The organism is Pseudomonas sp. NFPP12, assembly GCF_900103205.1.
Lineage (GTDB): Bacteria > Pseudomonadota > Gammaproteobacteria > Pseudomonadales > Pseudomonadaceae > Aquipseudomonas > Aquipseudomonas protegens.
The window spans coordinates 105,580-130,324 of the sequence record NZ_FMWW01000006.1 but is presented as its reverse complement, the minus strand read 5'-3'; the positions used below and the strand labels follow the sequence as shown (position 1 = coordinate 130,324).

17 protein-coding genes are annotated in these 24,745 nt (G+C 65.3%); 5 read left to right on the top strand and 12 right to left on the bottom strand.

Translation table 11 applies throughout. The features are described 5' to 3' along the window. Positions 1 to 15: 15 nt before the first annotated feature. The 3 genes from BLS75_RS25475 to BLS75_RS25465 all read left to right on the top strand — a co-directional run bounded on the left by BLS75_RS25475 (position 16) and on the right by BLS75_RS25465 (position 11,638). Positions 16 to 9,654, top strand: coding sequence for a hemagglutinin repeat-containing protein (locus BLS75_RS25475; RefSeq protein WP_239690689.1), 9,639 nt, complete (start codon positions 16 to 18; stop codon positions 9,652 to 9,654). After that, positions 9,651 to 10,502, top strand: coding sequence for a hypothetical protein (locus tag BLS75_RS25470; RefSeq protein ID WP_176876771.1), 852 nt, complete (start codon positions 9,651 to 9,653; stop codon positions 10,500 to 10,502). Before BLS75_RS25475 ends, BLS75_RS25470 begins: the two co-directional genes overlap by 4 nt. Positions 10,503 to 10,627: 125 nt before the next feature. Next, positions 10,628 to 11,638, top strand: coding sequence for an AI-2E family transporter (locus tag BLS75_RS25465; RefSeq protein WP_011058994.1), 1,011 nt, complete (start codon positions 10,628 to 10,630; stop codon positions 11,636 to 11,638). 66 nt (positions 11,639 to 11,704) lie between these two features. Here the strand turns inward: BLS75_RS25465 and BLS75_RS25460 are convergent, their stop codons facing one another. Further along, entirely contained in the window at positions 11,705 to 12,970 is a 1,266-nt protein-coding gene (locus BLS75_RS25460; RefSeq protein ID WP_011058995.1) for an Hsp70 family protein, read from the bottom strand. Positions 12,971 to 13,267: 297 nt separating this feature from the next. Between BLS75_RS25460 and BLS75_RS25455 the strand changes: the two genes are divergently transcribed. Both BLS75_RS25455 and BLS75_RS25450 read left to right on the top strand, forming a co-directional pair. Beyond that, positions 13,268 to 14,209, top strand: a complete 942-nt coding sequence (locus BLS75_RS25455) for a DnaJ C-terminal domain-containing protein (RefSeq protein ID WP_072452198.1) — start codon at positions 13,268 to 13,270, stop codon at positions 14,207 to 14,209. Positions 14,210 to 14,232: 23 nt separating this feature from the next. Next, a complete protein-coding gene (locus tag BLS75_RS25450) occupies positions 14,233 to 14,535 on the top strand; it encodes a chaperone modulator CbpM (RefSeq protein ID WP_011058997.1) in 303 nt (100 codons plus the stop codon). Positions 14,536 to 14,740: 205 nt separating this feature from the next. Here BLS75_RS25450 and BLS75_RS25445 read toward each other — a convergent pair whose 3' ends face one another. The 11 genes from BLS75_RS25445 to urtB form a co-directional block, all read right to left on the bottom strand. Next, positions 14,741 to 15,874, bottom strand: a complete 1,134-nt coding sequence (locus BLS75_RS25445) for a sensor histidine kinase (RefSeq protein ID WP_011058998.1) — start codon at positions 15,872 to 15,874, stop codon at positions 14,741 to 14,743. 98 nt (positions 15,875 to 15,972) lie between these two features. Beyond that, positions 15,973 to 17,673 (bottom strand): urease subunit alpha, encoded by a 1,701-nt coding sequence (ureC, locus tag BLS75_RS25440; protein ID WP_041115656.1) that lies wholly within the window; start codon positions 17,671 to 17,673, stop codon positions 15,973 to 15,975. A gap of 108 nt (positions 17,674 to 17,781) precedes the next feature. Beyond that, positions 17,782 to 18,087 (bottom strand): urease subunit beta, encoded by a 306-nt coding sequence (locus tag BLS75_RS25435; RefSeq protein WP_011059000.1) that lies wholly within the window; start codon positions 18,085 to 18,087, stop codon positions 17,782 to 17,784. Next, on the bottom strand, positions 18,084 to 18,617 hold the full coding sequence (locus tag BLS75_RS25430) for a GNAT family N-acetyltransferase (protein ID WP_011059001.1): 534 nt from the start codon (positions 18,615 to 18,617) through the stop codon (positions 18,084 to 18,086). Before BLS75_RS25430 ends, BLS75_RS25435 begins: the two co-directional genes overlap by 4 nt. A 7-nt stretch (positions 18,618 to 18,624) precedes the next feature. Further along, a complete protein-coding gene (locus BLS75_RS25425; protein ID WP_072452012.1) occupies positions 18,625 to 19,158 on the bottom strand; it encodes a GNAT family N-acetyltransferase in 534 nt (177 codons plus the stop codon). Between the two features lie 9 nt (positions 19,159 to 19,167). Beyond that, the gene (gene ureA / locus BLS75_RS25420; RefSeq protein WP_011059003.1) at positions 19,168 to 19,470 is read right to left on the bottom strand and encodes an urease subunit gamma; all 303 of its coding nucleotides are present in this window, start codon (positions 19,468 to 19,470) and stop codon (positions 19,168 to 19,170) included. A gap of 57 nt (positions 19,471 to 19,527) precedes the next feature. After that, positions 19,528 to 20,367, bottom strand: coding sequence for an urease accessory protein UreD (locus tag BLS75_RS25415; RefSeq protein ID WP_065364898.1), 840 nt, complete (start codon positions 20,365 to 20,367; stop codon positions 19,528 to 19,530). Between the two features lie 30 nt (positions 20,368 to 20,397). Next, positions 20,398 to 21,096, bottom strand: a complete 699-nt coding sequence (gene urtE, locus BLS75_RS25410; protein WP_072452011.1) for an urea ABC transporter ATP-binding subunit UrtE — start codon at positions 21,094 to 21,096, stop codon at positions 20,398 to 20,400. A gap of 103 nt (positions 21,097 to 21,199) precedes the next feature. After that, complete coding sequence (gene urtD, locus BLS75_RS25405; RefSeq protein ID WP_011059006.1) at positions 21,200 to 22,060, bottom strand: urea ABC transporter ATP-binding protein UrtD; 861 nt, start codon at positions 22,058 to 22,060, stop codon at positions 21,200 to 21,202. Continuing rightward, on the bottom strand, positions 22,057 to 23,136 hold the full coding sequence (gene urtC, locus BLS75_RS25400) for an urea ABC transporter permease subunit UrtC (RefSeq protein WP_072452010.1): 1,080 nt from the start codon (positions 23,134 to 23,136) through the stop codon (positions 22,057 to 22,059). The genes urtD and urtC overlap by 4 nt, the downstream gene beginning before the upstream one ends. Continuing rightward, positions 23,136 to 24,638 (bottom strand): urea ABC transporter permease subunit UrtB, encoded by a 1,503-nt coding sequence (gene urtB, locus BLS75_RS25395; protein WP_072452009.1) that lies wholly within the window; start codon positions 24,636 to 24,638, stop codon positions 23,136 to 23,138. The genes urtC and urtB overlap by 1 nt, the downstream gene beginning before the upstream one ends. Between the last annotated feature and the right edge of the window lie 107 nt (positions 24,639 to 24,745).

Here is a 24,745-nt window from a genome sequence, read left to right as displayed (position 1 = left end):
CCGCAACGTTATTGAATGGATGATTCGCACATGGACGTACGCAAGCCTTTTGCCCAATGCATTGCCCTGTCGTTGTCGGGGATCCTGTTTCTCAACCCGATCGTCAGCGTGGCCGCAGGCCTGGCCCTGGACCCGGCCGCGGGGGGCAACGCCACCATCGGCGCGGCCGGCAATGGCGTACCCATCGTCAACATCAACGCCGCCAACGGCGCCGGCTTGTCCCACAACAAGTTCAGCGAATACAACGTCGGCAGCAACGGCCTGATCCTCAATAACGGTACCGGCTCGACCCAGAACACTCAGCTGGGCGGCTACATCATGGGCAACCCCAACCTCAAGGGGCAGGCGGCCCAGGTCATTCTCAACGAAGTCACCGGCAGCAATCGCAGCAAGCTGGCGGGCTATACCGAAGTGGCCGGGCAGTCGGCCCGGGTGATCGTCGCCAACCCCCATGGCATCACCTGCAACGGCTGCGGCTTCATCAACACCCCACGGGCCACCCTGACCACCGGCAAGCCGGTGATCGAAGGGCAGAAACTCGATCGCTTCCAGGTCGATGGCGGCGACATCAGCATCGAAGGCGCCGGCCTCAACGCCAGCAACATCGACCAGTTCGACCTGATCACCCGCAGTACCAAGCTCAATGCCGACCTGTACGCCAAGAAGCTCAACGTCATCACCGGGCGCAACGACGTCAAGGCCGATGACCTGAGTGTCACGGCCCGGGATGCCGACGCCAGCGCCAAGCCGGAACTGGCCATCGACAGCTCGGCCCTGGGCGGCATGTACGCCGGGGCGATCCGCCTGGTGGGCACGGAAAAGGGCGTGGGGGTGAACATGTCCGGGGAAATGGCGGCCAGCACCGGTGATATCCAGATCGACGCCAACGGCAAGGTTACGGTCGCCGGCATGGGCGCCAACCAGGCCATCGCCATCAAGGCCCAGAGCATCGAGCTCAAGGGCAAGGCCTACGCCGGCACCGAAGCGACCCTGCAGGCCGCCGAGCAGATCCAGGTGCAGACCAGCCTGGCGGCCCGGGACCGGGTCCAGGTGGTGGACGCCGCGCAATTGGTCAACCACGGCATCATCGAAGCCGGAGTCAACACCGACAACAGCCGCAACGATCACGGCGAGGTCAAGCTGACCGCCGACACCCTGGAGAACCGCGGCAACGTACTGGCCAGCCGCAACCTGGAGCTGACCGCGCGCCAGGCCCTGAACAACCAGAACGGGGTGATTCAGGGGCCCAAGGTCGAGGTCAAGACCGCGCGCCTGGTCAACCAGGGCGCACAGGCCCGGGTGCTGGCACAGCACGAGCTGGTGCTGACCACCCCGGCCATCGCCAACCTGGGCGGCCTGATCCGCTTTGGCGAGCAGCAGGCCGCAACCCTCACTCTGGATAGCCTGAATAACAACGGCGGGCGCCTGGAAGTGGCGGGCGCCGACCTGACCCTCAAGGCCCGCGAAGTGAGCAACCAGAAAGGCTCGATGATTGCCGACCGGGTAGAGATCAGCGCCGGGCGGCTGGACAACCAGCAGGGCCTGATCGGGGCCAGCCAGGGCAGCGCCACCTTCAAGGTCAGCGAGCAGTTGAACAACAACGGTGGCCAGCTCCAGGCCCAGACCCTGCTGGAAACCAAGGGCGCAGAGTTGCTCAACCAGGGCGGCAAGCTGCTGGCCGACCAGATCAAGATCACTGGCACGCGCCTGGACAACAGCCAGAAGGGCCTGGTCAGCGCCGAGAAGGGCGAGTTGCACGTGAACCTCGCCCAGGACCTGATCAATGCGGGTGGCAAGCTCCAGGCCACATCGCTGCTCAGCCTCAAGTCCGCCAGCGTGGATAACCGCGCTGGCACCCTGGTTGCTCCGCAGCTGACCCTCACCAGCAGTGGCAAGCTCGACAACCAGGGCGGCACGGTGGATGCCACCGGGCTTGAGCTGCACACCGCGGACATCGACAACCAGGGCGGCCTGCTGCAAGGCAAGGACAACCTGCTGCTGGAAGCCCGGGACCTGGCCAACAACCAGGGCCAGGTGATCGGCAACGTACTGACCGCCAACCTCGACAGCCTCAGCCAGAACCAGGGCGGGGTACTCAGCGCCGAAGCCGGCCAGCTGACCCTGACGGTCAAGCAGCATCTGAACAACGCCCTGGGCCATTTGCAGGCCAAGAACGGCGATGTGCAGATCGGCTCCGGCAGCCTGAACAACCAGGGCGGCGTGGTGGTGGGCAATCAATTGCTGCTGACCAACAACGGCCTTTTGGACAACCGTGGCGGGCAACTGGTGGGCGACCGCCTGAGCCTGAGCACCCAGCGCCTGGACAACCAGGGCGCAGGCTTGCTGGCGGCGGGCAGCGACGGCTTGCTGCTGACCTTGACTGCCGACGGCGCCACCCCGGGGCAGTTGCTCAACAGCCAGGGGCGCCTGCAAAGCGACGGGCATCTGCAAGTCAACGGCGGCCAACTGAACAACAGTGGCGGGGTGATCCTCGGCGAGAGCGTCGGGATCAACGCCGCGGGCCTGGACAACAGCGCCAGGGGCGCAGTGGTGGCCAAGGCCGGGGGGCTGCATGTGGCCCTAAACAACGGCGTATTGAACAACAGCGCCGGGGTCATCGACGCCGGTGACCAGGCACTCAAGGTCACCCAGCTGGCCCGTCTCGACAACCAGGGCGGCACCCTCAAGGGCAAGCGCCTGGAGGTCGATGGCGGCGCGCTGGACAACCGCCAGGGGCAACTGCTCGCTGGCAGCGACGGCCTGAACCTGGTGGCCGGGGGCCTGAACAACGCCGAAGGGATGATCCTGGCCCAGGGCGGCCATGGTGAAGTCACCCTGGGCCAGGGCAGCCTGGACAACCGTGGCGGCACCCTGCAGGGCGCGACCCTGGCGGTGACGGCCGGGGCTGTGGATAACAGTGCCCTGAACGGCAAGGCCGGCTTGATCAGCAGCCAGGCCGGCAACCTGAAGCTGGTGGTGGACCGCCTCACCAACCAGGCAGGCAAGCTCTACGCCAACGGCCTGCTCAGCGCTTCCGGACAGACCCTGGACAACCGCTGGGGCGGCGAAATCAGCGCCCAGCAGTTGGACCTGACCACCGCGGCCAACCTCTACAACCAGGGCGGCCTGGTGGAGTCGGCCGGTTCGCTGCTGCTGGTGGGCGGCAACCTGGACAACAGCGCCGGCGGGCGGATCCGCGCCGTAGGCGGGGAGCAAAGCCGGATCAGCCTGGGCGGCAGCCTGTACAACCAGGGCGGTAGCCTGGCCCTGGGCTCCAACGCCTTCAGCCTGAATGCGGGCAACCTGAACAACGTCGGCGGCAGCATCGAGCACGCTGGCAACGGCCTGTTCAAACTCGACCTGGGCGGGCTCTCGGGCCTCCAGGGGCGCATCACCGGCCTGGGCCGTGGCGACTGGGACATCGGCTGGGTGGACCGCAGCGGGCTGATGCAGCTCAACGGCGCCCTGGACCTGAGCACCGGCGGCGATCTCAACCTCAGTGCCGGCGACCGTATCGCCAGCGCCAGCGGCCTGCGGGTGGGCGCCGCAACCCTGAACAACGCCGGGGAACTGGCCAGTGACGGCTACCTGACCCTGGACCTGGGGGGCAACCTGAACAACAGCGGCCTGCTGTCGTCCCGGGGCAAGCTCACGGTGGGCGCCAGCGACCTCAACCAGAACGGCGGTCGTATCGCCAGCGGCGGCGACACTGAGCTGAACCTGCGCGGCACCCTGGACAACCTGGGCCGGCTGATCGCCAGCCAGAACCTCTACGTGTCGGCGGGGCAGATCAACAACCGCGGCACCCTGGGCGCCCTGGGGCAGTTGCAGCTGCGCTCCAGCAACGGCATCACCACCTCGGCCGACACCCTGATCTACAGCGGCGGCGACATGCTCCTGCGGGGCAACGGCCTGGCCAACAGCTACGGCGATATCTACAGCGCCGGCAACCTCAGCTTCGCCGCCCTCGACGGGGGCCGCGCGGCCCTGCTGAGCAACCGCTCCGGAACCATCGAAAGCGAGGGCGACATGAACCTCAACGTGGCGTTGCTGCAAAACGCCATGGACCAGTACCAGGTCGGCGAAACCATCACCCAGCGCAATATCGTGATCAACTGCACCGACTGTTCCGGCGATTACCACACCGCCACTTACATCGTTAACACCACCTACGAAGGCACCATGGGCGAGCACTCCGCTGGCGCCCGCCTGGTGTCCAACCGTGACCTGACCATCAATGCCGATACGGTGGAAAACGACCAGAGCCTGATCGCCGCCAACCGTGATGTCACCATCACCGCCAACAACCTGTACAACCGGGGCCTGACCCTGAACAAGCGGGTCGAGAGCATCAGCTATTTCCTGCACGGGGTTTCCAAGGGCGCGTTCCGCGCCGCCGAGCGCGCCACCATCGCCTGGAACGCCGCCAACGCCAATCGCGCGCCGGGCCAGCAGGACCCGCTGCCGACCGTGGTGACCCAGTACCCGATCTACGAACCCGCCAGCCACACGGTGATCACCCCGGGCTCCCAGACTGCCTACGCCTCCACCCTGCAGGCCGGCCAGCGCCTGCACCTGCAGGTCAGCGGCACCCTTGAAAACGGCGTGCAGAGCGAACAGAGCCGCGCCCAGCTCACCGGGCAGACGCTGCAGAACAACCTGGCCCAGGTGGGCGGCCAGGTGATCACGGTCAATGCCCAGAGCTCCGCGGCGGCCAACCAGGTGGCCAAGGATGTGCAACGCATCGAGAAGGTCGGTGCCGACGGCACCACCCAGGTCAGCTTCGTCCCGGTGGATTTCTCCGGCGTGCCGTTCGCCGCCGTGGACCCGACCTCGCTGTCGAGCTTCCGCGTGCCTCAGGGCGAGTACGGCCTGTTCGTCAAGAGCCAGAACCCCCAGGGCCGCTACCTGATCGAGACCAACCCGACCTTCACCGACCTGTCGCGCTTCATGAGCTCGGACTACATGCTCGGCAACCTCAACTACAACACCGACCAGACCTGGCGCCGCCTGGGCGACGGCCTGTACGAGACCCGGCTGATTCGCGACGCGGTGCTGGCCCAGACCGGCCAGCGCTTCCTGGCGGCCGGGCTGACCAGCGACTACGACCAGTACCGCTACCTGATGGACAACGCCATCGCTTCCAAGGACCAGTTGAACCTGAGCATCGGCGTGTCCCTGACCCCGGCCCAGGTGGCCTCGCTGACCCATGACATCGTGTGGATGGAAACCCGCGAAGTGCAGGGTGAGAAAGTGCTGGTGCCGGTGCTCTACCTGGCCCAGGCGGAAACCCGCAACCTGCGCGGCGGCAGCCTGATACAGGGGCGCGACATGACCCTGATCGCCGGCGGCGACCTGACCAACGTCGGTACCCTGCGGGCCAGCAACGACCTGAGCGTGAATGCTGGCGGCAGCCTCTACCAGGGCGGCCTGATCGAGGCCAACGAGCGGGTCAGCCTGATGGCCCAGGACAGCGTGCGCAACGCCCTGGCCGGGGAAATCCGCGGCAACCAGGTCAGCGTCACCTCGATCAAGGGCGACATCATCAACGACCGCACCGCAGTGGCCGTCGGCTACGGCTCGGGCAATCGCACCATCCTCGACCAGGGCAGCCAGATCACCGCGCGCCAGCAGCTGGACCTCAGCGCCGGTCGCGACCTGACCAACCTCGGCCAGCTCGCCAGTGCCGGCGATGCCAAGCTCAGCGCCGGTCGCGACATCGACCTGCTGGCGGTGCAGGACCACACCTTCACCCAGAGCGCGATCCGTCGCGGCCTGGTGACCAACGACACGGTGCAGACCCTTGGCTCCAGCGTGACCACCGGCGGCAACCTGGAACTCAATGCCGGGCGCGACCTGGCGGTGGTAGCGAGCCAGGTCAGCGCCGGCAACGACCTGTCCCTCAATGCCAAGCGCGACATCGTCATCGCTTCGGCCCAGGACGAGCAGTCCTCGACCTTCTACCAGAAGAAGAAGGGTTCCTGGGGCAAGAGCAAGACCACCCGCAGCGCCGATTCCTCCACCACCAACGTGGCCTCCGAGATCAGCGCCGGGCACGACCTGATGGTCAACGTCAGCCAGGACAAGGACGGCCGTATCAGCCTCAACGGCGGACGCGACGTCACCGTGGTCGGCAGCCAGCTCAAGGCCGGCAACGACCTGCTGGTGGGCGCTACCCGGGACGTCAGCCTGGTCTCTGCCCAGGAGCAGCAGGACAGCGCCTACAGCCAGAAGAAGAAAGGCAGCTTCGGCCTGAGCAAGAGCGGCAACAGCCGCACCTCCAGCACCACCACCCAGGTGGGCAGCGAGCTGAGTGCCGGCAATGACGCCGTGGTGATATCCGGGACCAACGTCAACCTCTCGGCCAGTTCCATCGAAGCCAAGCGCGATGCCGAAGTGCGCGCCGGGCTGATCGACAAGAACGGCGACATCAACCTGATGGACGCGGCCAACACCTCCAGCAGCCAGAGCGACAAGTACAAGAGCAAGGTGGGGTTCTCCAGTTCCGGCAGTTTCACTTCGATTGCCTCCTCGAAGAAATCCGGCCAGGAAAACATTCAATCCCAGAGTGTCGGCAGCGTGGTCAGTGGCGGGCGTGACACCACCCTGCAGGCATCTCGTGACGTCAACATGATCGGCAGCACGGCCGCGGCCGAGCGCAACCTGAATGTGGGGGCGGGACGCGACATCAACGTCCTGGCCGGCAGCAATAGCTCGGACCAGAGCAACTGGAAGTCCGAGAAGCATGTGGGGCTGTCCCTGGAGAGCGATCGCAATGGCGTCACCGCGTTCCTGGGCAGCGAAGGCCTCAAGCAGAAATCGCGCAATGCCGAGCAGACCGTGGCGCCGAGCCAGTTGCTGGCCGGGCAGGATGCAACCATCAAGGCCGGACGTGACCTGACCCTGGAAGGCTCGCGAGTGGATGCCGGGCGTGATATCAACCTGCAGGCCGGGCGCGATATCAGCATCGACGCGGGCAAGGAAACCTCGATCGAGGAACGTAGCAAAAGCCGTGACCGCAATGGCCTGACGGTCAATGTCAGCCACAACTACGGCAACACCATGGACGCCCTCAAGGGCACCGGCAAAGGCGAGGACAACACCAGCAAGGCCTCCAGCGTGCTGAGCACCGTGGATGCGATCAACCAGTTCACCTCGGGCCCGACCGCCGCGACCCATTTCGGTACGGCCAGCCAGTCCAGCAGCTCGCGCCAGGAAGTGCACAGCAACAGCCCTGCCAGCCTGGGAGCCGGGCGGGATATCAGCGCCGTGGCCGGCAATGACATCAACATTCGCGGTGGGCAGTTCGACGCCGGGCGCGACATCACCCTGGTGGGCCGTGACATCAATGTGGATGTGGCCCGCGGTTCGGTTTCCGAAGAGAGCAAGACCGCCCGCAGCCAGGGCGGCATCAATGGCCAGAGCGGCGGTGGCAGCGCCCGTGCCGGTATCGGCGGCAGCAACGGTGTGGCCAGCGAGCAGATGAACCAGGGCACCAACACCCCGTCGGTATTCCTCGCCGGGCGTGATGTCAGCCTTGAGGCGCGCAACAACCTGACCCTGATCGGAACCCAGGTCCAGGCCGGGCGCGATATCGACCTGGGCGCCGGTAACGACCTGACCATCCGCGCCGCGCAGAACGATTCCAGCAGCGAGTCCAACCGCCACAGCGGCGGTGGTGAAGTGGGCCTGGCCGTGGGCGGCAAGGACTTCATCTCGGTCTACGCCAGCGTCGACATGGGCAAGGGCCAGTTGGACCGGGACAACCAGCGGCAACAGAACGCCAATCTGGTAGCCGGCGACCAGCTGCGCTTCAGCAGTGGCAAGGACACCACCATCGCCGGCGCCACCCTGCGCGGCGGTGAGGTCATCGGCCGGGTTGGCGGTGACCTGACCGTGTCCTCGGTGCCGGACACCGGCAAGGTCAGCGGTAAGGAAATGGATGCCAGTGTCACCGTGAGCATCGGCCTGGGCGGCGGTGGCAGTGTCAGCGGTTCCCTGGGCATGGGCAAGACCACCGGCAAGACCAACTGGGTCCAGGAGCAGACCAGCATCACCGGCAAGAACGGGGTGGACATCCGCACCGAGAACCACACCCAGCTCGACGGCGCGCTGGTCGCCGCCGACAACGGCAACCTCAAGCTGGACACCGGCACCCTGGGCTTCCGCGATATCTCCGGCCAGGACAAGGAGCACAGCTACTACGTCAATGCGGGCGGCACCTTTGGCTGGGGCGGCGGCGATGGCGCCAAGGCCACCGGCGGCAAGGACGTGGCTTTCACCACGGACAAGAGCCAGGAAGGCAAGGGCAAGACCGGGGCGTCCGGCTGGAGCGTCAGCGGCTATGACTACCGCAAGGAGCGTGAGCAGGAAGTGCGCGCCACAGTGGGCGCGGGCACCATCACCGTGCGCAACGACGCCAAGACTGGCGCCGACTCCACTGCGGGCCTGAACCGCGATGTGTCCCTGGCCTATGAAATCACCAAGGACAAGGAAAAGCGTACCGACCTGTATGTCTCGCAGTCGTCCCTGGAGTCGGTGAACCACCCGATTCAGACCCTGAACCAGTGGAAGGAGGGGATGAAGAACTATGGCAAGAATGCCTCGGGTATCTTCACCCAGTTTGGCGACCTGAGTAAGGCGGCGGACCAGGTGGTGGCCGACAACCCGTCGTTGCTGCCGCTGGCCTGGATTCCCGGGCTCCTGGAAACCGTGCTCGACAAGGCTGGCAAGTACACCGGTGGCATCATGCCCGGCGTCGAGAACCATGGTGGCCTGATCACCCAGGTGCCGGCCTTGATCACGGGTGACATGCGCTTCTATCGGGTTGAGACCAAGTACCAGTACGAGTCCGACGGCAAGACCATCAAGGTGGACCCGTTGTCCGGCAAACCGATGATCGAGAACGTGCAGAAGCTGATGGAGATCGAGCGTCCCGATGGTGATGGTGCAGTGTTCACCAACGGCATCCAGAACTCGCTGATGGCGGCATTGGTCAACGGTGCGATGCAGACCGGCTCCGATTCCTTCATGCAGGCCTACAACCCCGAGCACGGGATTCTCGGCGACTTGGTCGAGTCGCTGTGGGATGTGGCGCTGGGCGGGACGGTACGCTCTGGTAACGCCCAGCAGCTGCACGATTTCTTCCAGGCCGGGATCAAGGATGAGTACAAGCTGGACGTTGCCGGCCACAGCCAGGGCGGTCTGTTGACCTACCGGGCGATTTCCGGCCTGGATTTCAACCTCAATGGCCAGGTCGGGAGCATCCAGTTGTCGGGCGCCCCAGTGGGTTCCAAGAGCTTCTTTGAAGCCGCCGATGCCGCCGGATTCGATATCGGCAACGGCGCCTTCTTCCAGGTCAACCGTCCGGGGTCGAAGACCTTTTTCGGCATGTTGCCGGTCACCGATACCGTGTCGGATCTGCTGGGGCAGAACTTCACGCACTCGTCCGACCCGGTGGCTCGTTTCTTCGGTTCGCTGGCGACCAGCACCTCGTTGATGGGGGTGGATAGCCCGCACTCGAACTACCTGTGTGTTGCCAAGGGCATGTGCGGTGATGCGCCCAATGCGCTGCAGGACCAGTTCAAGAAGAATCCCCGGTACATTGAACCTACGTTCATCGATGCCAATGGCAAGGACACTATCCGCAGATGAGGGGGAGTCCAAGTGTGGTGGTGGGGCTGGCATTGCTGCTCGGGGGATGCCTGAACCTCCCCGCCAAGCCGCAGGAGCGACGCACCGAGCAGCGCATGTTGTGTAGCGAAGGGGCCAAGCGGGTGACCTTGCCCCAGCGTTTCTCCTTCGACCTGCCTGAACCGTTCCGGCACACAGAATGCGGTACGCTCATGGGCGGTTTCTACTACGACAGAATCAGCGACAGCCTGTCTGTCGCTACCGAGGGGACCTTCGCCTATGGCGATGTCCAGGTATCGGCGTCTTCGCTGTACATGAAGGTCAGCAGTTTTCTCGACGGTGAGGGTTATGGGCTGATGTATCCCCACGACGCCTTTCTCCAGGGCAAGCTGGCTGCATTGGCTTTGCCCGGCAGTGGTGCCAAACCCCGTGAAGTGGATTGGGTCACCCGGGGTGGCTACCAGTGCCTGCGCTTCTATGAGCACTGGCAGGGGGCTGCAGTGGGGCTCTGGGAGGATGAGGTCAGGTATTGGTGCTGGGAAGGGGAAAGCGGCCTTACTCAACCGTTCTATGTACATGCCGGGCAACGTCTGGCTTTGGGCGCCAAGGGTTACGATCTGGATCGGACCTTTATCCTGCCGTTCTTTGCCAGCTTGCAGATCAAGCGTCTGGCACCTTCGGCTCTGGCTCAGGCACAAAACCGGCTCCAGGCTGCTTGTGCCCGCGGCAAGGCTCGTTATGACCGGGGAAGTGCCTGGGGCAGCGACTACCCCGACAAGCGCCTGACCCTGACCCGCTTGCACTACTGCGGCTACGACGTGCCGCTGCCCGACCTTTCGGCCCCGCCGGCCGGGGCCAAAGCCGACTGAACCTTCGCCTGTCACAACACTCCAGTACCCTGTAAGTCCGCGTCCTCACGGCGCCTGCCACTATTCCTCAGGGGTGAAGGCTGGCAGACTGCCGGTCTTTTCCCCGCTGTCTGTCTTGAGGCTATATGCCAGCGTTTTCACAGCGTCATCTGTTGTTCATCAGTTGGATCATCATCTTCGGTGGCCTGTTGCTGGCCTTGCCCCTGCGTCTGCTGCCCAGCCTGCTGGCCGGTCTGCTGGTGTTCGAGCTGGTCAACATGCTCACCCCGCAACTGCAGCGGCTGATCGAAGGCCGGCGTGCGCGCTGGCTGGCGGTGGCCCTGCTGGGCACCCTGGTGGTCAGCCTGCTGACCCTACTGTTCGCCGGGGCCATCAGCTTCCTGTTGCATGAAGCGGAGAACCCGGGCGCCTCGCTGGGCAAGTTCATGGTGGTGGTGGACAAGGCCCGGGGCCAGTTGCCGCCGTTCCTCGATTCCTACCTGCCGGCCAGCGCCGCCGAGTTCCAGGCCGCCATCGGCGCCTGGGCCAGCAAGCACCTGAGCGAGTTGCAACTGGTGGGCAAGGACGCGGCGCACATGTTCGTGACCCTGCTGATCGGCATGGTCCTGGGGGCGATCATTGCCCTGCAGCGGGTCCCCGACCTGACCAAGCGCAAGCCTCTGGCGGCGGCGCTGTTCGACCGTCTGCACCTGCTGGTCCAGGCGTTTCGCAACATCGTCTTCGCCCAGATCAAGATCTCCCTGCTCAACACCTTCTTCACCGGGATCTTCCTGGCGCTGATCCTGCCGCTGTTCGGGGTCAAGCTGCCGCTGACCAAGACCCTGATCGTGCTGACCTTCCTGTTGGGCCTGCTGCCGGTGATCGGCAACCTGATTTCCAACACACTGATCACCATCGTCGGCCTGTCGCTGTCGATCTGGGTGGCGGTGGCGGCGCTGGGCTACCTGATCTTTATCCACAAGCTGGAATACTTCCTCAACGCGCGGATCGTTGGCGGGCAGATCAGTGCCAAGTCCTGGGAGCTGCTGCTGGCGATGCTGGTGTTCGAGGCCGCCTTCGGCCTGCCCGGGGTGGTGGCGGGGCCGATCTATTACGCGTACCTGAAGAGCGAGTTGAAGCTGGCGGGATTGGTGTGAATCTTGTTCGCCGGCCCGTGGGCTCCTACAGAACCTTGTAGGAGCCGGCGGGCCGGCGAAGTTGTTTCAGCCGTAACGCTTCTTGGCCTCGATGGCCAGGCCGCTGCCGATGCTGCCGAAGATATTGCCTTCCACATGCCGGGCATTGGGCAGCATCGCCGCCACGCTCTGGCGCAGCGCCGGAATGCCGCTGGAACCACCGGTGAAGAACACCGTATCGACCTGGCCCACACCGACATTGGCGTCGCTCAGCAACTGGGTGACGCTGGTGCGGATGCGCTCCAGCAAACCGTCGATGGAGGATTCGAACAGGGCTCGGCTCAGGTCCACGCTGAGGTCGCGCTCGATCCGGTCCAGGGCCACCAGGCGGTTCTCTGCGTGGGTCAGCTGGATCTTGGTCTCTTCCACTTCCATGGCCAGCCAGTGCCCGGCGCGCTGTTCGATCAGCTTGAACAGGCGGTCGATGCCGCCGGTGTCCTCGATGTCATAGCGCATGCTGCCCAGGGCCAGCTGGGATTTCTGCGAGTACACCGAGTTGATGGTGTGCCAGGTCGCCAGGTTCATGTGGTGGCTGGTGGGCATGTAGGCGCCGCTCTTCATCCGGCTGCCGTAGCCGAACAGCGGCATCACGCCCTGGAGGCTCAGTTGCTTGTCGAAGTCGGTACCGCCGACGTGCACGCCGCCGGTGGCGAGGATGTCGTCATGCCGGTTATCGACGCCACGGCGCTCGGGGGACAGGCGCACCAGGGAGAAGTCCGAGGTACCACCGCCGATGTCGACGATCAGCACCAGCTCTTCGCGCTCGATGGTGGATTCGTAGTCGAAGGCCGCGGCGATGGGTTCGTACTGGAAGGACACGTGCTTGAAGCCGATCTTGCGGGCCACTTCCACCAGGGTGTCTTCGGCTTCCTGGTCGGCGGCGGCGTCGTCATCGACGAAGAACACCGGGCGCCCCAGCACCACTTCTTCGAATTCCCGACCGGCGGCGGCTTCGGCGCGGCTCTTCAGCTGGCCGATGAACAGCCCCAAGAGGTCCTTGAACGGCATGGCAGTACCCAGCACGCTGGTGTCGTGCTTGATCAGCTTGGAACCCAGCAGGCTTTTCAGCGAGCGCATCAGCCGGCCTTCGTAGCCTTCCAGGTATTCGTGCAGCGCCAGGCGGCCGTACACCGGACGGCGTTCCTCGATATTGAAGAACACCACCGAAGGCAGGGTGATCTTGTCGTCCTCCAGGGTGATCAGCGTCTCCTCGCCGGGGCGCAGCCAGCCGACGGTGGAGTTGGAGGTACCGAAGTCAATGCCGCAGGCACGGGCCGGGGTGGCGTTGTTCATGTCTTTGGATCCGGTGAAAAAAACGGCCGCGCAGCGTACGCCAGTCCTCGCGCCTTGCAAAGGCCGACTATCTGCTAAATCACCCCCTGTCGTGCCTTGAAAGACTATCCTTGACCCCCAAACTTGCAGGCATGGGCCGCGCAGCCACCTGGGGTCACAAGATCCGCCCGAGGCTGCCGATAAACTTCTGATGCGCCGTTCAGTCAGAGAATTGAGATTGATCAATTCTCATGCTGCCAGACCGAGCATGCTGTGCTGCACGCCGCGCGACTTTGATAACGGATGGTGATTCCCTCGATGGACTTCAAAGACTATTACAAGATTCTCGGTGTGGAGCCGACAGCGGACGACAAGGCGATCAAGGCCGCCTATCGCAAGCTGGCGCGCAAGTACCACCCCGACGTCAGTAAGGAAAAGGATGCCGAGGCCAAGTTCAAGGACGCCTCGGAAGCCTATGAAGCGCTGAAAAGCGCCGACAAGCGCGCCGAGTACGATGACCTGCGCAAGTACGGCCAGCATGGCCAGCCCTTCCAGGGCCCGCCGGGCTGGCAGAGCCGTGGCGGTTTTGGCGGCGGCGAGAACGGTGGCGATTTCTCGGACTTCTTCAGTTCGATCTTTGGTAACCGGGGGCCAGGATTCGGCGGCCCGGAGCAGCGCCGCAGCAGCGGTCGTCGTGGACAGGATGTGGAAATGGAACTGCCGATCTTTCTTGAAGAAACCCTGTCCACCGAGTCGAAGAAGATCAGCTTCCAGGTGCCGCAGTACAACGCCAATGGACAACACGTCAGCAACACCAGCAAGAGCCTGAACGTGAAGATTCCGGCAGGTGTCACCGACGGCGAGCGCATCCGCCTCAAGGGCCAGGGCGCGCCGGGCGTGGGCGGCGGCGCGAATGGCGACCTGTACCTGACCATTCGCTTCGCGCCGCATCCCAAGTTCGATGTCGAAGGCGAGAACCTGATCATCACCCTGCCACTGGCCCCCTGGGAGCTGGCGCTGGGGACCGAGGTCGCGGTACCGACCCTGACCGGCAAGATCAACCTCAAGGTTCCGGCCGGCAGCCAGAATGGCCAGCGCATGCGCGCCAAGGGCCATGGCCTGCTGAACAAGGCCGGCCAGCGCGGCTACCTGTTCGTGCAACTCAAGGCGGTCATGCCCAAGCAGGCGGGCGACGACGTCAAGGCCTTGTGGCAGGAGCTGGCGAAGAAGGCGGCGTTCGACCCCCGGGAAAATTTCTGATTCGACACTAGGAGGCGCTGATCATGAGCACCCTGATCGTTCAGCTGGACATGGAAGAGTTCTGTGAAGTGGCCGACCTGTCGGCGGCCTACGTGATCGAAATCGTCGAGCACGGCATCCTCGAACCTCAGGGCCGGGCGCCCAAGGACTGGCGTTTCAACGACTATGAGCTGTCCCTGGCCAAGCGCGCGGCGAAGTTGCGCCGCGACCTGGACCTGGAATGGGAAGGCGTGGCCCTGGCCCTGGACCTGCTGGACGAAGTGCGGCAACTGCGCGCCGAGAACCAGATGCTCAAGCAGCGCCTGGGCCGCCTGCTGGTGGACTGAGGGTGGGCCTGTAGCCGCTGCCGAGCGCTAGCGAGGCAGCGACCGGGCGCGCAGCGCCCGTATAAACAGGCGACTGCGGTGTGTCAGGAAAATGCGGGTTGCGAGGACTGCGTCCTCGTTCGCAGCTTCGCTGGCGCTCAGCAGCGGCTACAAAACGATACAAACGGCACAAACGATACAAACGCACCAGCGGTTACAAAGCGCCTCAGGCACTGGCGCGGGAGACGCGCGGCAGGACCACGGTGAAGGTGGTGCCATCGCTGGCGTTGGAGCTGACTTCGATGCTGCCCTGGTGGGCAACCACCACTTCCTTGACGATGAACAACCCCAGGCCAAGGCTGGTGCTGGGGTTGCCCAGTTCTTCGTCGACGCTGCGCACCAACGGGTCGAACAGGGTGCCCAGGGCCTCCGGGGGGATCGGCGTGCCGTAGTTGTGCACGGTCAACAGCACCTGTTCCGCGCCACCGGTGATGGTCACGGTCACGGTGCGGCGGTTGTTGCCGTGCTGCAGGGCGTTGCCGATCAGGTTCTGCAGCATCTGCTCGATGCGCCCGCGGTCCCAGATGCCATGGCTGTCGCCCTCGAAGCTCATCAGCGGGGTGCAATCGGGCTGCCCGGCGCAGGCTTCGTCCATGGCCGCCTTGGCCGCGCTGGCCAGGTCCATGGGCGCAGGTTCGATGGGCAGGCTGCTGCCCAGGCGGCTGCGCACGAACTCCAGCAGGTCGCTGACCATGGCGCCCATGTGCCGGGTGCCGCTCTTGATACGTGAAACGAAGGCCTGGGCGTCGCCGTCCAGGGCGACTTTGCGTGCCAGCATTTCAGTGGACATGCTCACTGCCTGCAACGGCGCCCGCAGGTCGTGGCCAAGAATTGCCAGGAAGATATCCCGCGAGCGGCTGACCTGTTCGGCATAGGCCGCGGTGGACTCGGCCAGGGCTTCATCAATGGCTTCGTTGAAACGGATCATGTCCTGCAGGTAGGCCAGGTCCGGTGTCTGCAGGCTGGCCACCCACAGGCGGATCACGCAGGCTCGCAGGTGGCGGAATTCCGAGGTCATCTGCACCAGGTCAAAACCCACGTGATGGCGCAGCTCGCCATGGCTGGCGGCCGCGGCATCCAGGCTGGGGGTTTTTTCCGGGCCTTCGCCCTTGGCCTTGGCCCGTTGTTCCCCGGGGCTCTGGGCAGTGCACATATCCCGAGCGGCGGCCAGCAGGATGGAGCGCGCGTGGTCACGCAGGTCCGTGCGGGTCAGGGAGTCCTGGGCGAGGCTCCTGGCAAATTGTTCCCATTCATCAACGATTCGATCAACGTGCTGCACGATAAAATCGGACAGGCGCATAGCCGGGCACCTTACTGGGCAGTGAGTGGAAAACCGAGACGCATCTTAGCGCCTAATCGAACATTTCAGCAGCCACTCTGCCCAGTGGTGGGCCGGTCCTAGAACAGGAAGTAGCGCTGGGCCATGGGCAGCACGTCCGCCGGTTCGCACCACAGCAGAACGCCATCAGCCTTGACCTGATAGGTCTGCGGGTCGACTTCGATATCCGGCAGGTAGTCGTTGTGGATCAGGTCGGTTTTCTGCACGTTGCGACAGCCCTTGACCACGGCGATGCGTTTTTTCAGCCCCAACTGCTCCGGCACCCCGGCCTCCAGTGCGGCCTGGCTGATGAAGGTCAGGCTGGTGGCGTGACGGCTACCGCCGAAGCTGGCGAACATCGGCCGGTAGTGCACCGGCTGCGGGGTCGGGATCGAGGCGTTGGCGTCGCCCATCAGGCTGGCGGCAATGGCCCCGCCCTTGAGGATCAGGCTCGGCTTGACCCCGAAGAACGCCGGGCGCCAGAGCACCAGGTCGGCCCACTTGCCCACTTCGACGGAGCCCACCTCATGGCTGATGCCGTGGGTGATCGCCGGGTTGATGGTGTACTTGGCAATGTAGCGCTTGACCCGGAAGTTGCTGTTGCCCGGGCCATCCCCCGGCAGCGGGCCGCGCTGCTTGTGCATCTTGTCGGCGGTCTGCCAGGTGCGGGTCACCACTTCGCCGACCCGGCCCATGGCCTGGCTGTCGGAGCTGATCATGGAGAAGGCCCCGAGGTCGTGGAGGATGTCCTCGGCGGCAATGGTCTCCCGGCGGATGCGGCTTTCGGCGAAGGCCACGTCCTCGGCGATGCTCGGGTCCAGGTGATGGCAGACCATCAGCATGTCCAGGTGTTCGTCGATGGTGTTGCGGGTGAAGGGGCGGGTCGGGTTGGTGGAGCTGGGCAGCACGTTGGCCAGGCCGCAGGCCTTGATGATGTCCGGGGCATGGCCGCCGCCGGCGCCTTCGGTGTGGTAGGTGTGGATGGTGCGGCCCTTGAAGGCGCCCAGGGTGGTTTCGACGAAGCCCGATTCATTGAGGGTGTCGGTGTGGATCGCCACCTGCACGTCGTACTCATCGGCCACGCTCAGGCAGTTGTCGATGCTGGCCGGGGTGCTGCCCCAGTCCTCGTGCAGCTTGAGGCCGATGGCCCCGGCCTTGACCTGTTCGATCAGCGGCTCGGGCAGGCTGGCGTTGCCCTTGCCGGTAAAGCCGATGTTCATGGCGAAGGCGTCCGCCGCCTGGAGCATGCGCGCCATGTGCCAGGGTCCGGAGGTGCAGGTGGTGGCGTTGGTCCCGGTGGCAGGTCCCGTGCCGCCACCGATCATGGTGGTGACGCCGCTCATCAGCGCCTCTTCGATCTGCTGCGGGCAGATGAAGTGGATATGGGTGTCGATGCCGCCGGCGGTGAGGATCATGCCCTCACCGGCGATGACCTCGGTGCTGGCGCCGATGGCGATGTTCACGTCGGGCTGGATGTCCGGATTGCCGGCCTTGCCGATGGCGGCGATGCGCCCGTCCTTGAGGCCGACGTCGGCCTTGACGATGCCCCAGTGGTCGATGATCAGGGCGTTGGTGATCAGGGTGTCCACCACCTCGGCGGCCAGCAACTGGCTCTGGCCCATACCGTCACGGATCACCTTGCCGCCGCCGAACTTCACTTCTTCACCGTAGGTGGTGAAATCCTTCTCCACTTCGATCCACAGCTCGGTGTCGGCCAGCCGCACCTTGTCGCCCACGGTGGGGCCGAACATGTCGGCGTAGGCTTCACGGGAAATCTTCATCGCAGCTCCTTACAAAAACAGGTCTTGCAGGAGCCGGCTTGCCGGCGAAGGGGCCCGAAAGACCGCATTCGCCGGCAAGCTGGCTCCTACGTGCGTAGGGTCGAGGGATCAGAGGTCGCCCATGATCCGCCCGGCGAAGCCGAATACCCGGCGCTTGCCGGCCAGTTCCACCAGTTCCACTTCCCGGGTCTGGCCCGGTTCGAAGCGCACCGCGGTGCCGGCGGCGATGTTCAGGCGCATGCCGCGGCTGGCGGCTCGGTCGAAGGTCAAGGCGTCGTTGGTTTCGAAGAAGTGGTAGTGGGAGCCGACCTGGATTGGCCGGTCGCCGCTGTTGGATACGTTCAGGCGCAGGGTGCGGCGCCCGGCGTTGAGTTCGATCTCGCCGGGCTGGATCTGGTATTGGCCAGGAATCATAGGGGTTGTCCCAGGGTCTTGAAGTAGATGGCGGTGGCGGTATAGGTGCCGTCCGGGCTCTGGCAGTAGTTGGGCAGTTCGCCGACCCGGGTATAGCCCAAGGCGCGGTAGAACTCTTCCGCCGCGGAGCCGGCCTCGGTGTCCAGGTACAGCAGCCCGCGCTTGTGCTGGCGGGCGGCCTGTTCCAGGGCATTCATCAACTGCTGGCCCAGGCCGCGGCGGCGGGCGCTGTGCAGGACCTGGAGTTTCTGCACCTCGGCGCGGTTGCGCCCGTTGGCCTTCATGCACAGGGCCAGTTGCACGCTGGCCAGGACTTTCTCGTCGCGTACCACCACCCACAACAGCAGGCTGCCGTCCTCGACCCCGGCCTGCACGCTGCTGAGGTAGCTGCGGGCCTGGCTGTCGTCGAGATCGGCCATGAAGCCGATGGACGCACCATGCTGCACCGAGTCCAGCAGCAACTCGATCAGTCCCTGACGGTAATGGGCAAAGCTTTCTCCATGGACAAGGCGCAGTTGGGCGGCGTTCATCGAGATTTCACTCCTTGTGCGGGGCGGGCGGTGGCGCCCCGGGGTTGAGAATCAGCTGCATGAAGGTCAGGTCCAGCCAGCGCCCGAACTTGGTGCCCACCTGAGGCATCTGCCCGGTGCTGATGAACCCCAGGCGCTCATGCAGACGGACCGAGGCGCTGTTGCCGCTCTCGATGGCGGCCACCATCACGTGCTTGCCACAGCCCCGGGCGCGCTCCAGCAGCACCGCCATCAACTGCGGGCCCAGGCCGTTGCCGCGCTGGTCGCTGCGCACATAGACCGAATGTTCCACGGTGTGGCGGAAGCCGTCGAAAGGCCGCCAGTCGCCGAAGGAAGCGTAGCCGAGCACCTGCTCCTCGGCGTTGATGATCACCAGGATCGGATAGCCCTGGGCCTGGCGTGCGCTGAACCAGGCCTGGCGGTTGCCCAGGTCTACCGGTTGCTCATTCCAGATCGCCGTGGTGTTGAGCACGGCGTCGTTGTAGATGTCGCGGATCGCCGGCAGGTCGGCATGCAGGGCATCGCGGATGCGATAGGTCATGGCACGGCCTCAGGCGATGGGTTGGTGAACGGTGACCAGCTTGGTGCCGTCGGGAAAGGTGGCTTCCACCTGGATGTCCGGGATCATCTCCGGGATGCCTTCCATCACCTGCTCGCGGCTGAGCAGGGTGGTGCCGTAGTGCATCAGTTCGGCCACGGTCTGCCCGTCCCGGGCGCCTTCGAGCAGCGCCGCGGAGATATAGGCCATGGTTTCCGGGTAGTTGAGCTTGAGGCCGCGGGCCAGTCGCCGCTCGGCCACCAGGCCGGCGGTGAAGATCAGCAGCTTGTCTTTTTCGCGTGGGGTCAGATCCATCGTGGTCAATCCGTTGTCAGGCAGTAGAAAAAGGTGCAGTGGAAAAGGGCATGGGGGTCAGGTGTTCCAGATTCTGGGTGGCCTGGCTTCGCGGCCCAGCAGCGCCGGGCGCAGCAGGCGCCACAGCTCGATCAGCCAGGCCCGGGCCTGCAGAGCTTCGCTGGCCAGGCAGCGGGCCACCAGCAGGCCCGGCAGTTGGCTCAGGTCGCCGCGTACCGGGTGCGCCAGGGCGCGGCAGCGTTCCAGCAGTTCGCCGTCGATTTCACCGGTCACCAGCAAGGTGGCGAACACCGGCTGGCCATCCAGGCCGATGGGGGAATCCAGCAGGCCGTCGCCACCGCCGATGCGCTGGCGTTCATGCCACAGCGGCCGGCCGTCGCGGTACAGGTCCAGGTGGGCCTGGAAATGGCCCTGCTCGAACCGCTCGCCACTGGCCGGGCGACCCAGGGCAATGATGTCCCAGTAGAACAGCCGGGCATCGCCCTGCAATTCGATGCGGGTCGTGAGCTCGGCCTGGGCAGCGCTGAAGACGATGGTTTCCTGGGGCAGCCACTCCAGGGTCGCGCCCGGCGCTATCTGCAGGTTCAGGGCCTGGCTGGCCGGGCCGGTGGCGCGATACCACTTGGCTGCCCCGGGGCTGGTCAACTGGGCCCAGGCACCGCTGTCGACCCGGGCGCTGATGGCCAGCCGATCACCGCCGGCAATGCCGCCGGGCGGGTGGACGATGATGTGCTGGCAAACCTCGGGGCCTTCGGCATACAGGTGCTTCTGCACCCGCAGCGGGCCCAGGTGGCGGCGCAGCACCGGGCGCGTGGTGGCACCGCAACGGGCATAGGCCAGCTCCAGTTCGGCGTGCCAGCTGGGAGTGAACAGGGCGGTGGCGGCAGGTAGGTTCATGCTGGGTCGTTATCGTTAGGAGGCTACAGATTAGATCGTAACCAGGCCGCGTACACCCTCGGCCTGCATATTTTCGCCGCGGCCCTGCTGGATGATTTCCCCCCGGGACATCACCAGGTACTGGTCGGCCAGTTCGGCGGCAAAGTCGTAGAACTGCTCCACCAGCAGGATCGCCATGTCGCCCCGGGCCGCGAGCTTGCTGATCACCGCGCCGATCTCCTTGATCACCGAGGGCTGGATGCCTTCGGTGGGCTCATCGAGGATCAGCAGGCGCGGGCGGCTGGCCAGGGCCCGGCCGATGGCCAGTTGTTGCTGCTGGCCGCCGGAGAGGTCGCCGCCACGGCGCTGCTTCATCTGCAGCAGCACCGGGAACAGTTCGTAGATGAAGGCCGGCACTTCCCTGGCCTGGGAGCCGGGGAAGCGGGCCAGGCCCATCAGCAGGTTTTCCTCCACGGTCAGGCGGCCGAAGATTTCCCGGCCCTGGGGCACGTAGGCGATCCCGGCGTGGACGCGCTGATGGGGCTTGTAGCCGGTGATGCCCCGGCCCTCCCAGTTGACCGCGCCCTCCTTGGCCGGCAGCAGGCCCATCAGGCACTTGAGCAGGGTGGTCTTGCCCACGCCGTTGCGCCCCAGCAGGCAGGTGACTTCACCGATCCGGGCCTCGAAGCTCAGGCCGCGCAGGATGTGGCTACCGCCGTAGTATTGGTGCAGCTTGTCGACTTGGAGCATGGTCGGGTACTCGAATTTTGTGGGGATTGCGGGGTGGTCTTCGCTGGCCAGCCAGCTCCTGCGGGAGGGGTAGGAGCCTGCTTGCCGGCGAACGACGGTTGCGCTAACGGCCGAGGTACACCTCGATCACCCGTTCGTTTTCCTGCACCTGTTCCAGGGAGCCTTCGGCCAGCACGCTGCCCTGGTGCAGCACGGTGACGTGGTCGGCAATCGAGCCGACAAAGCCCATGTCGTGTTCCACCACCATCAGCGAGTGCTTGCCCGCCAGGGTCTTGAACAGCTCGGCGGTAAATTCGGTCTCGGCGTCGGTCATGCCCGCCACCGGTTCGTCCAGCAACAGCAGTTGCGGGTCCTGCATCAGCAGCATGCCGATCTCCAGAAACTGCTTCTGGCCGTGGGACAGCAGGCCCGCCTGGCGTTGGGCCGAAGGGCTCAGGCGAATGGTCTCCAGCACCTGGGCGATGCGGTCCTGCTGTTCTGTGCTCAAGCGTGCCCCGAGGCTGGCCCACACCGACTTGTCGGTCTTCTGCGCCAGTTCCAGGTTCTCGAACACGCTCAGGGCCTCGAACACCGTGGGTTTCTGGAACTTGCGGCCGATCCCGGCCTGGGCGATCTGCACTTCGCTCATCAGGGTCAGGTCCAGGGTTTCTCCGAACCAGGCCTTGCCCCGGGAGGGGCGGGTCTTGCCGGTGATCACGTCCATCAGGGTGGTCTTGCCGGCGCCGTTGGGGCCGATGATGCAGCGCAACTCGCCGACACCGATGTACAGGTTGAGGTCGTTGAGCGCCTTGAAACCATCGAAGCTGACGCTGATGTCCTCCAGGGTCAGGATGGTGCCGTGGCGGGTGTTGAGGCCCTTGCCGGCGGCGTGGCCAAGGCCGATGGCGTCGCGGCTGGTGCCGGCGTCCTTGTTGGTGTCGAGAATGGGTTCGAGCATGAAGTCCGCCGTTGCTGTGACTCTCATTGTTCACCTCGTTTGTTCAGCAGGCCGATCACGCCCTTGGGCAGGTACAGGGTCACGACGATGAACAGCGCACCGAGGAAGAACAGCCAGTATTCGGGAAAGGCCACGGTGAACCAGCTCTTCATGCCGTTGACCACACCGGCCCCCAGCAGCGGGCCGATCAGCGTGCCGCGCCCGCCCAGGGCGACCCACACGGCGGCCTCGATGGAGTTGGTGGGGGACATTTCGCTGGGGTTGATGATGCCCACCTGGGGCACGTACAGGGCCCCGGCCAGGCCGCACAGCACGGCGCTCAGGACCCAGACGAAGAGCTTGAAGCCGCGCGGGTCGTAGCCGCAGAACATCAGGCGGTTCTCGGCGTCGCGCAGGGCCGTCAGCACCCGGCCGAACTTGCTTCGGGCCAGGCGCCAGCCCAGGTACAGGCTGCCCACTAGCAGCGCCACCGTGGCCAGGAACAGCACCGCCCGAGTGCCCGGTTCGGTGATACCGAAGCCCAGGATGCTGCGGAAGTTGGTAAAGCCGTTGTTGCCGCCAAAGCCGGTCTCGTTGCGAAAGAACAGCAGCATCCCGGCGAAGGTCAGGGCCTGGGTCATGATCGAGAAGTACACGCCCTTGATCCGCGAGCGGAAGGCGAAGAAGCCGAACACCAGGGCCAGCAGCCCCGGGGCCAGCACCACCAGGCACAGGGCCCAGAGGAAATGCTCGGTGCAGGCCCAGTACCAGGGCAGTTCGCTCCAGGAAAGGAAGGTCATGAAGGCCGGCAGGCCATCCCCGGCGGCCTGGCGCATCAGGTACATGCCCATGGCGTAGCCGCCCAGGGCGAAGAACAGGCCGTGGCCCAGGGACAGCAGCCCGGCGTAGCCCCAGACCAGGTCCAGGGCCAGGGCGACGATGGCGTAGCAGAGGATCTTGCCCACCAGGGTCAGGGTGTAGGCCGAGACCTGCAGCGGGTGGTCCGCCGGTAGCAGCGACAGCAGCGGCAGGGCCAGTAGCACCAGGAGCAGCAACGCCCCGACGGTGATCGTGACCCTGGGCCCGGCTTTCTGGGTGGCGGTAATGAGCAGTGGTTGATTCATCAGTCGATCACCCGTCCTTTCAGTGCGAAGAGTCCCTGCGGGCGTTTCTGGATAAACAGAATGATCAGCGCAAGGATCAGGATCTTGCCGAGCACGGCGCCGATCTGCGGTTCGAGGATCTTGTTCGCCACCCCCAGGCCGAAGGCCGCCAGCACGCTGCCGGCCAGTTGCCCGACCCCGCCGAGTACCACCACCAGGAACGAGTCGATGATGTAGCTCTGGCCCAGGTCCGGGCCGACGTTGCCGATCTGGCTCAGGGCCACGCCGCCCAGGCCCGCAATGCCCGAGCCGAGGCCGAAGGCGAGCATGTCCACGCGCCCGGTGGGCACGCCGCAGCAGGCAGCCATGTTGCGGTTCTGGGTCACCGCGCGCACGTTCAGGCCCAGGCGGGTCTTGTTCAGCAGCAGCCAGGTGAGCACCACGACAAACAGCGCGAAGGCGATGATCACGATGCGGTTGTAGGGCAGTACCAGGTTGGGCAGCACCTGGATGCCGCCGGACAGCCAGGCCGGGTTCGCCACTTCGACGTTCTGCGCGCCGAACAGCAGGCGCACCAGCTGGATCAGCATCAGGCTGATGCCCCAGGTGGCCAGCAGGGTTTCCAGGGGCCGGCCGTAGAGGTGGCGGATCACCGTGCGCTCCAGGGCCATGCCGATCCCGGCGGTGACGAAAAACGCCACCGGCAGCGCCAGCAGTGGGTAGTACTCGATGGCTTGCGGGGCGTAGCGCTGGAACAGCAACTGCACCACATAGGTGGCGTAGGCGCCGAGCATCAGCATCTCGCCGTGGGCCATGTTGATCACCCCCAGCAGGCCGAAGGTGATGGCCAGCCCCAGGGCCGCCAGTAGCAGGATCGAACCCAGGGACAGGCCGCTGAAGGCCTGGCCCAGCACTTCGCCCACCAGTAGCTTGCGCTTGACCTGGGCCAGGCTGGTTTCGGCCGCGGTGCGTACCGCGGCATCGGCTTCGACCCCGGGTTCGAGCAGGCCTTCGAGGCGGGTGCGGGCCAGCGGGTCGCCGGTTTCCCCCAGCAGGCGCACGGCGGCCAGGCGCACCGCCGGGTCGCTGTCCACCAGTTGCAGGTTGGCCAGGGCCAGGCTCAGGGCATCGTGCACGTCGGGGGCTTGCTCGGCGGCCAGTCGGGCATCGAGGAATTTCAGTTGCGCCGGCTTGGCGCTTTTCTGCAGTTGGCGGGCGGCGGCCAGACGGCTGTTGGCGTCGCTGGCGAGCAACTGGTGGCTGGCCAGGGCGCTGTCGATCAGGCCCCGCAGGCGGTTGTTCAGGCGCAGGGTTCTGCTTTCGCCGGCGATGTTCAACTGGCCCTGCTGCAGGGTGTTGAGCAGTTCCAGGCGCGCCGGGTCGGGCTGCGCGGCCCAGGTTTCCAGGAGCCGGGCCTGCTCGCCGGAGTTGCCGGCGACGAAGTCTTCGGCATCCCCGGCCTGGGCCGTCCATGGCAGTAACAGCAGGCCGGCGAGGATCAAACGGTAGAGGGCAGTGGGCATATCGGTGTCCTTGAAAGCGCCCGGATAACCTGTAGGAGCGAGCTCGCTCGCGATCCGCGCAGCGGCCAGCCGGGCGGTTTTCGTTGGAGGTCCTGCGGACCTCGTCG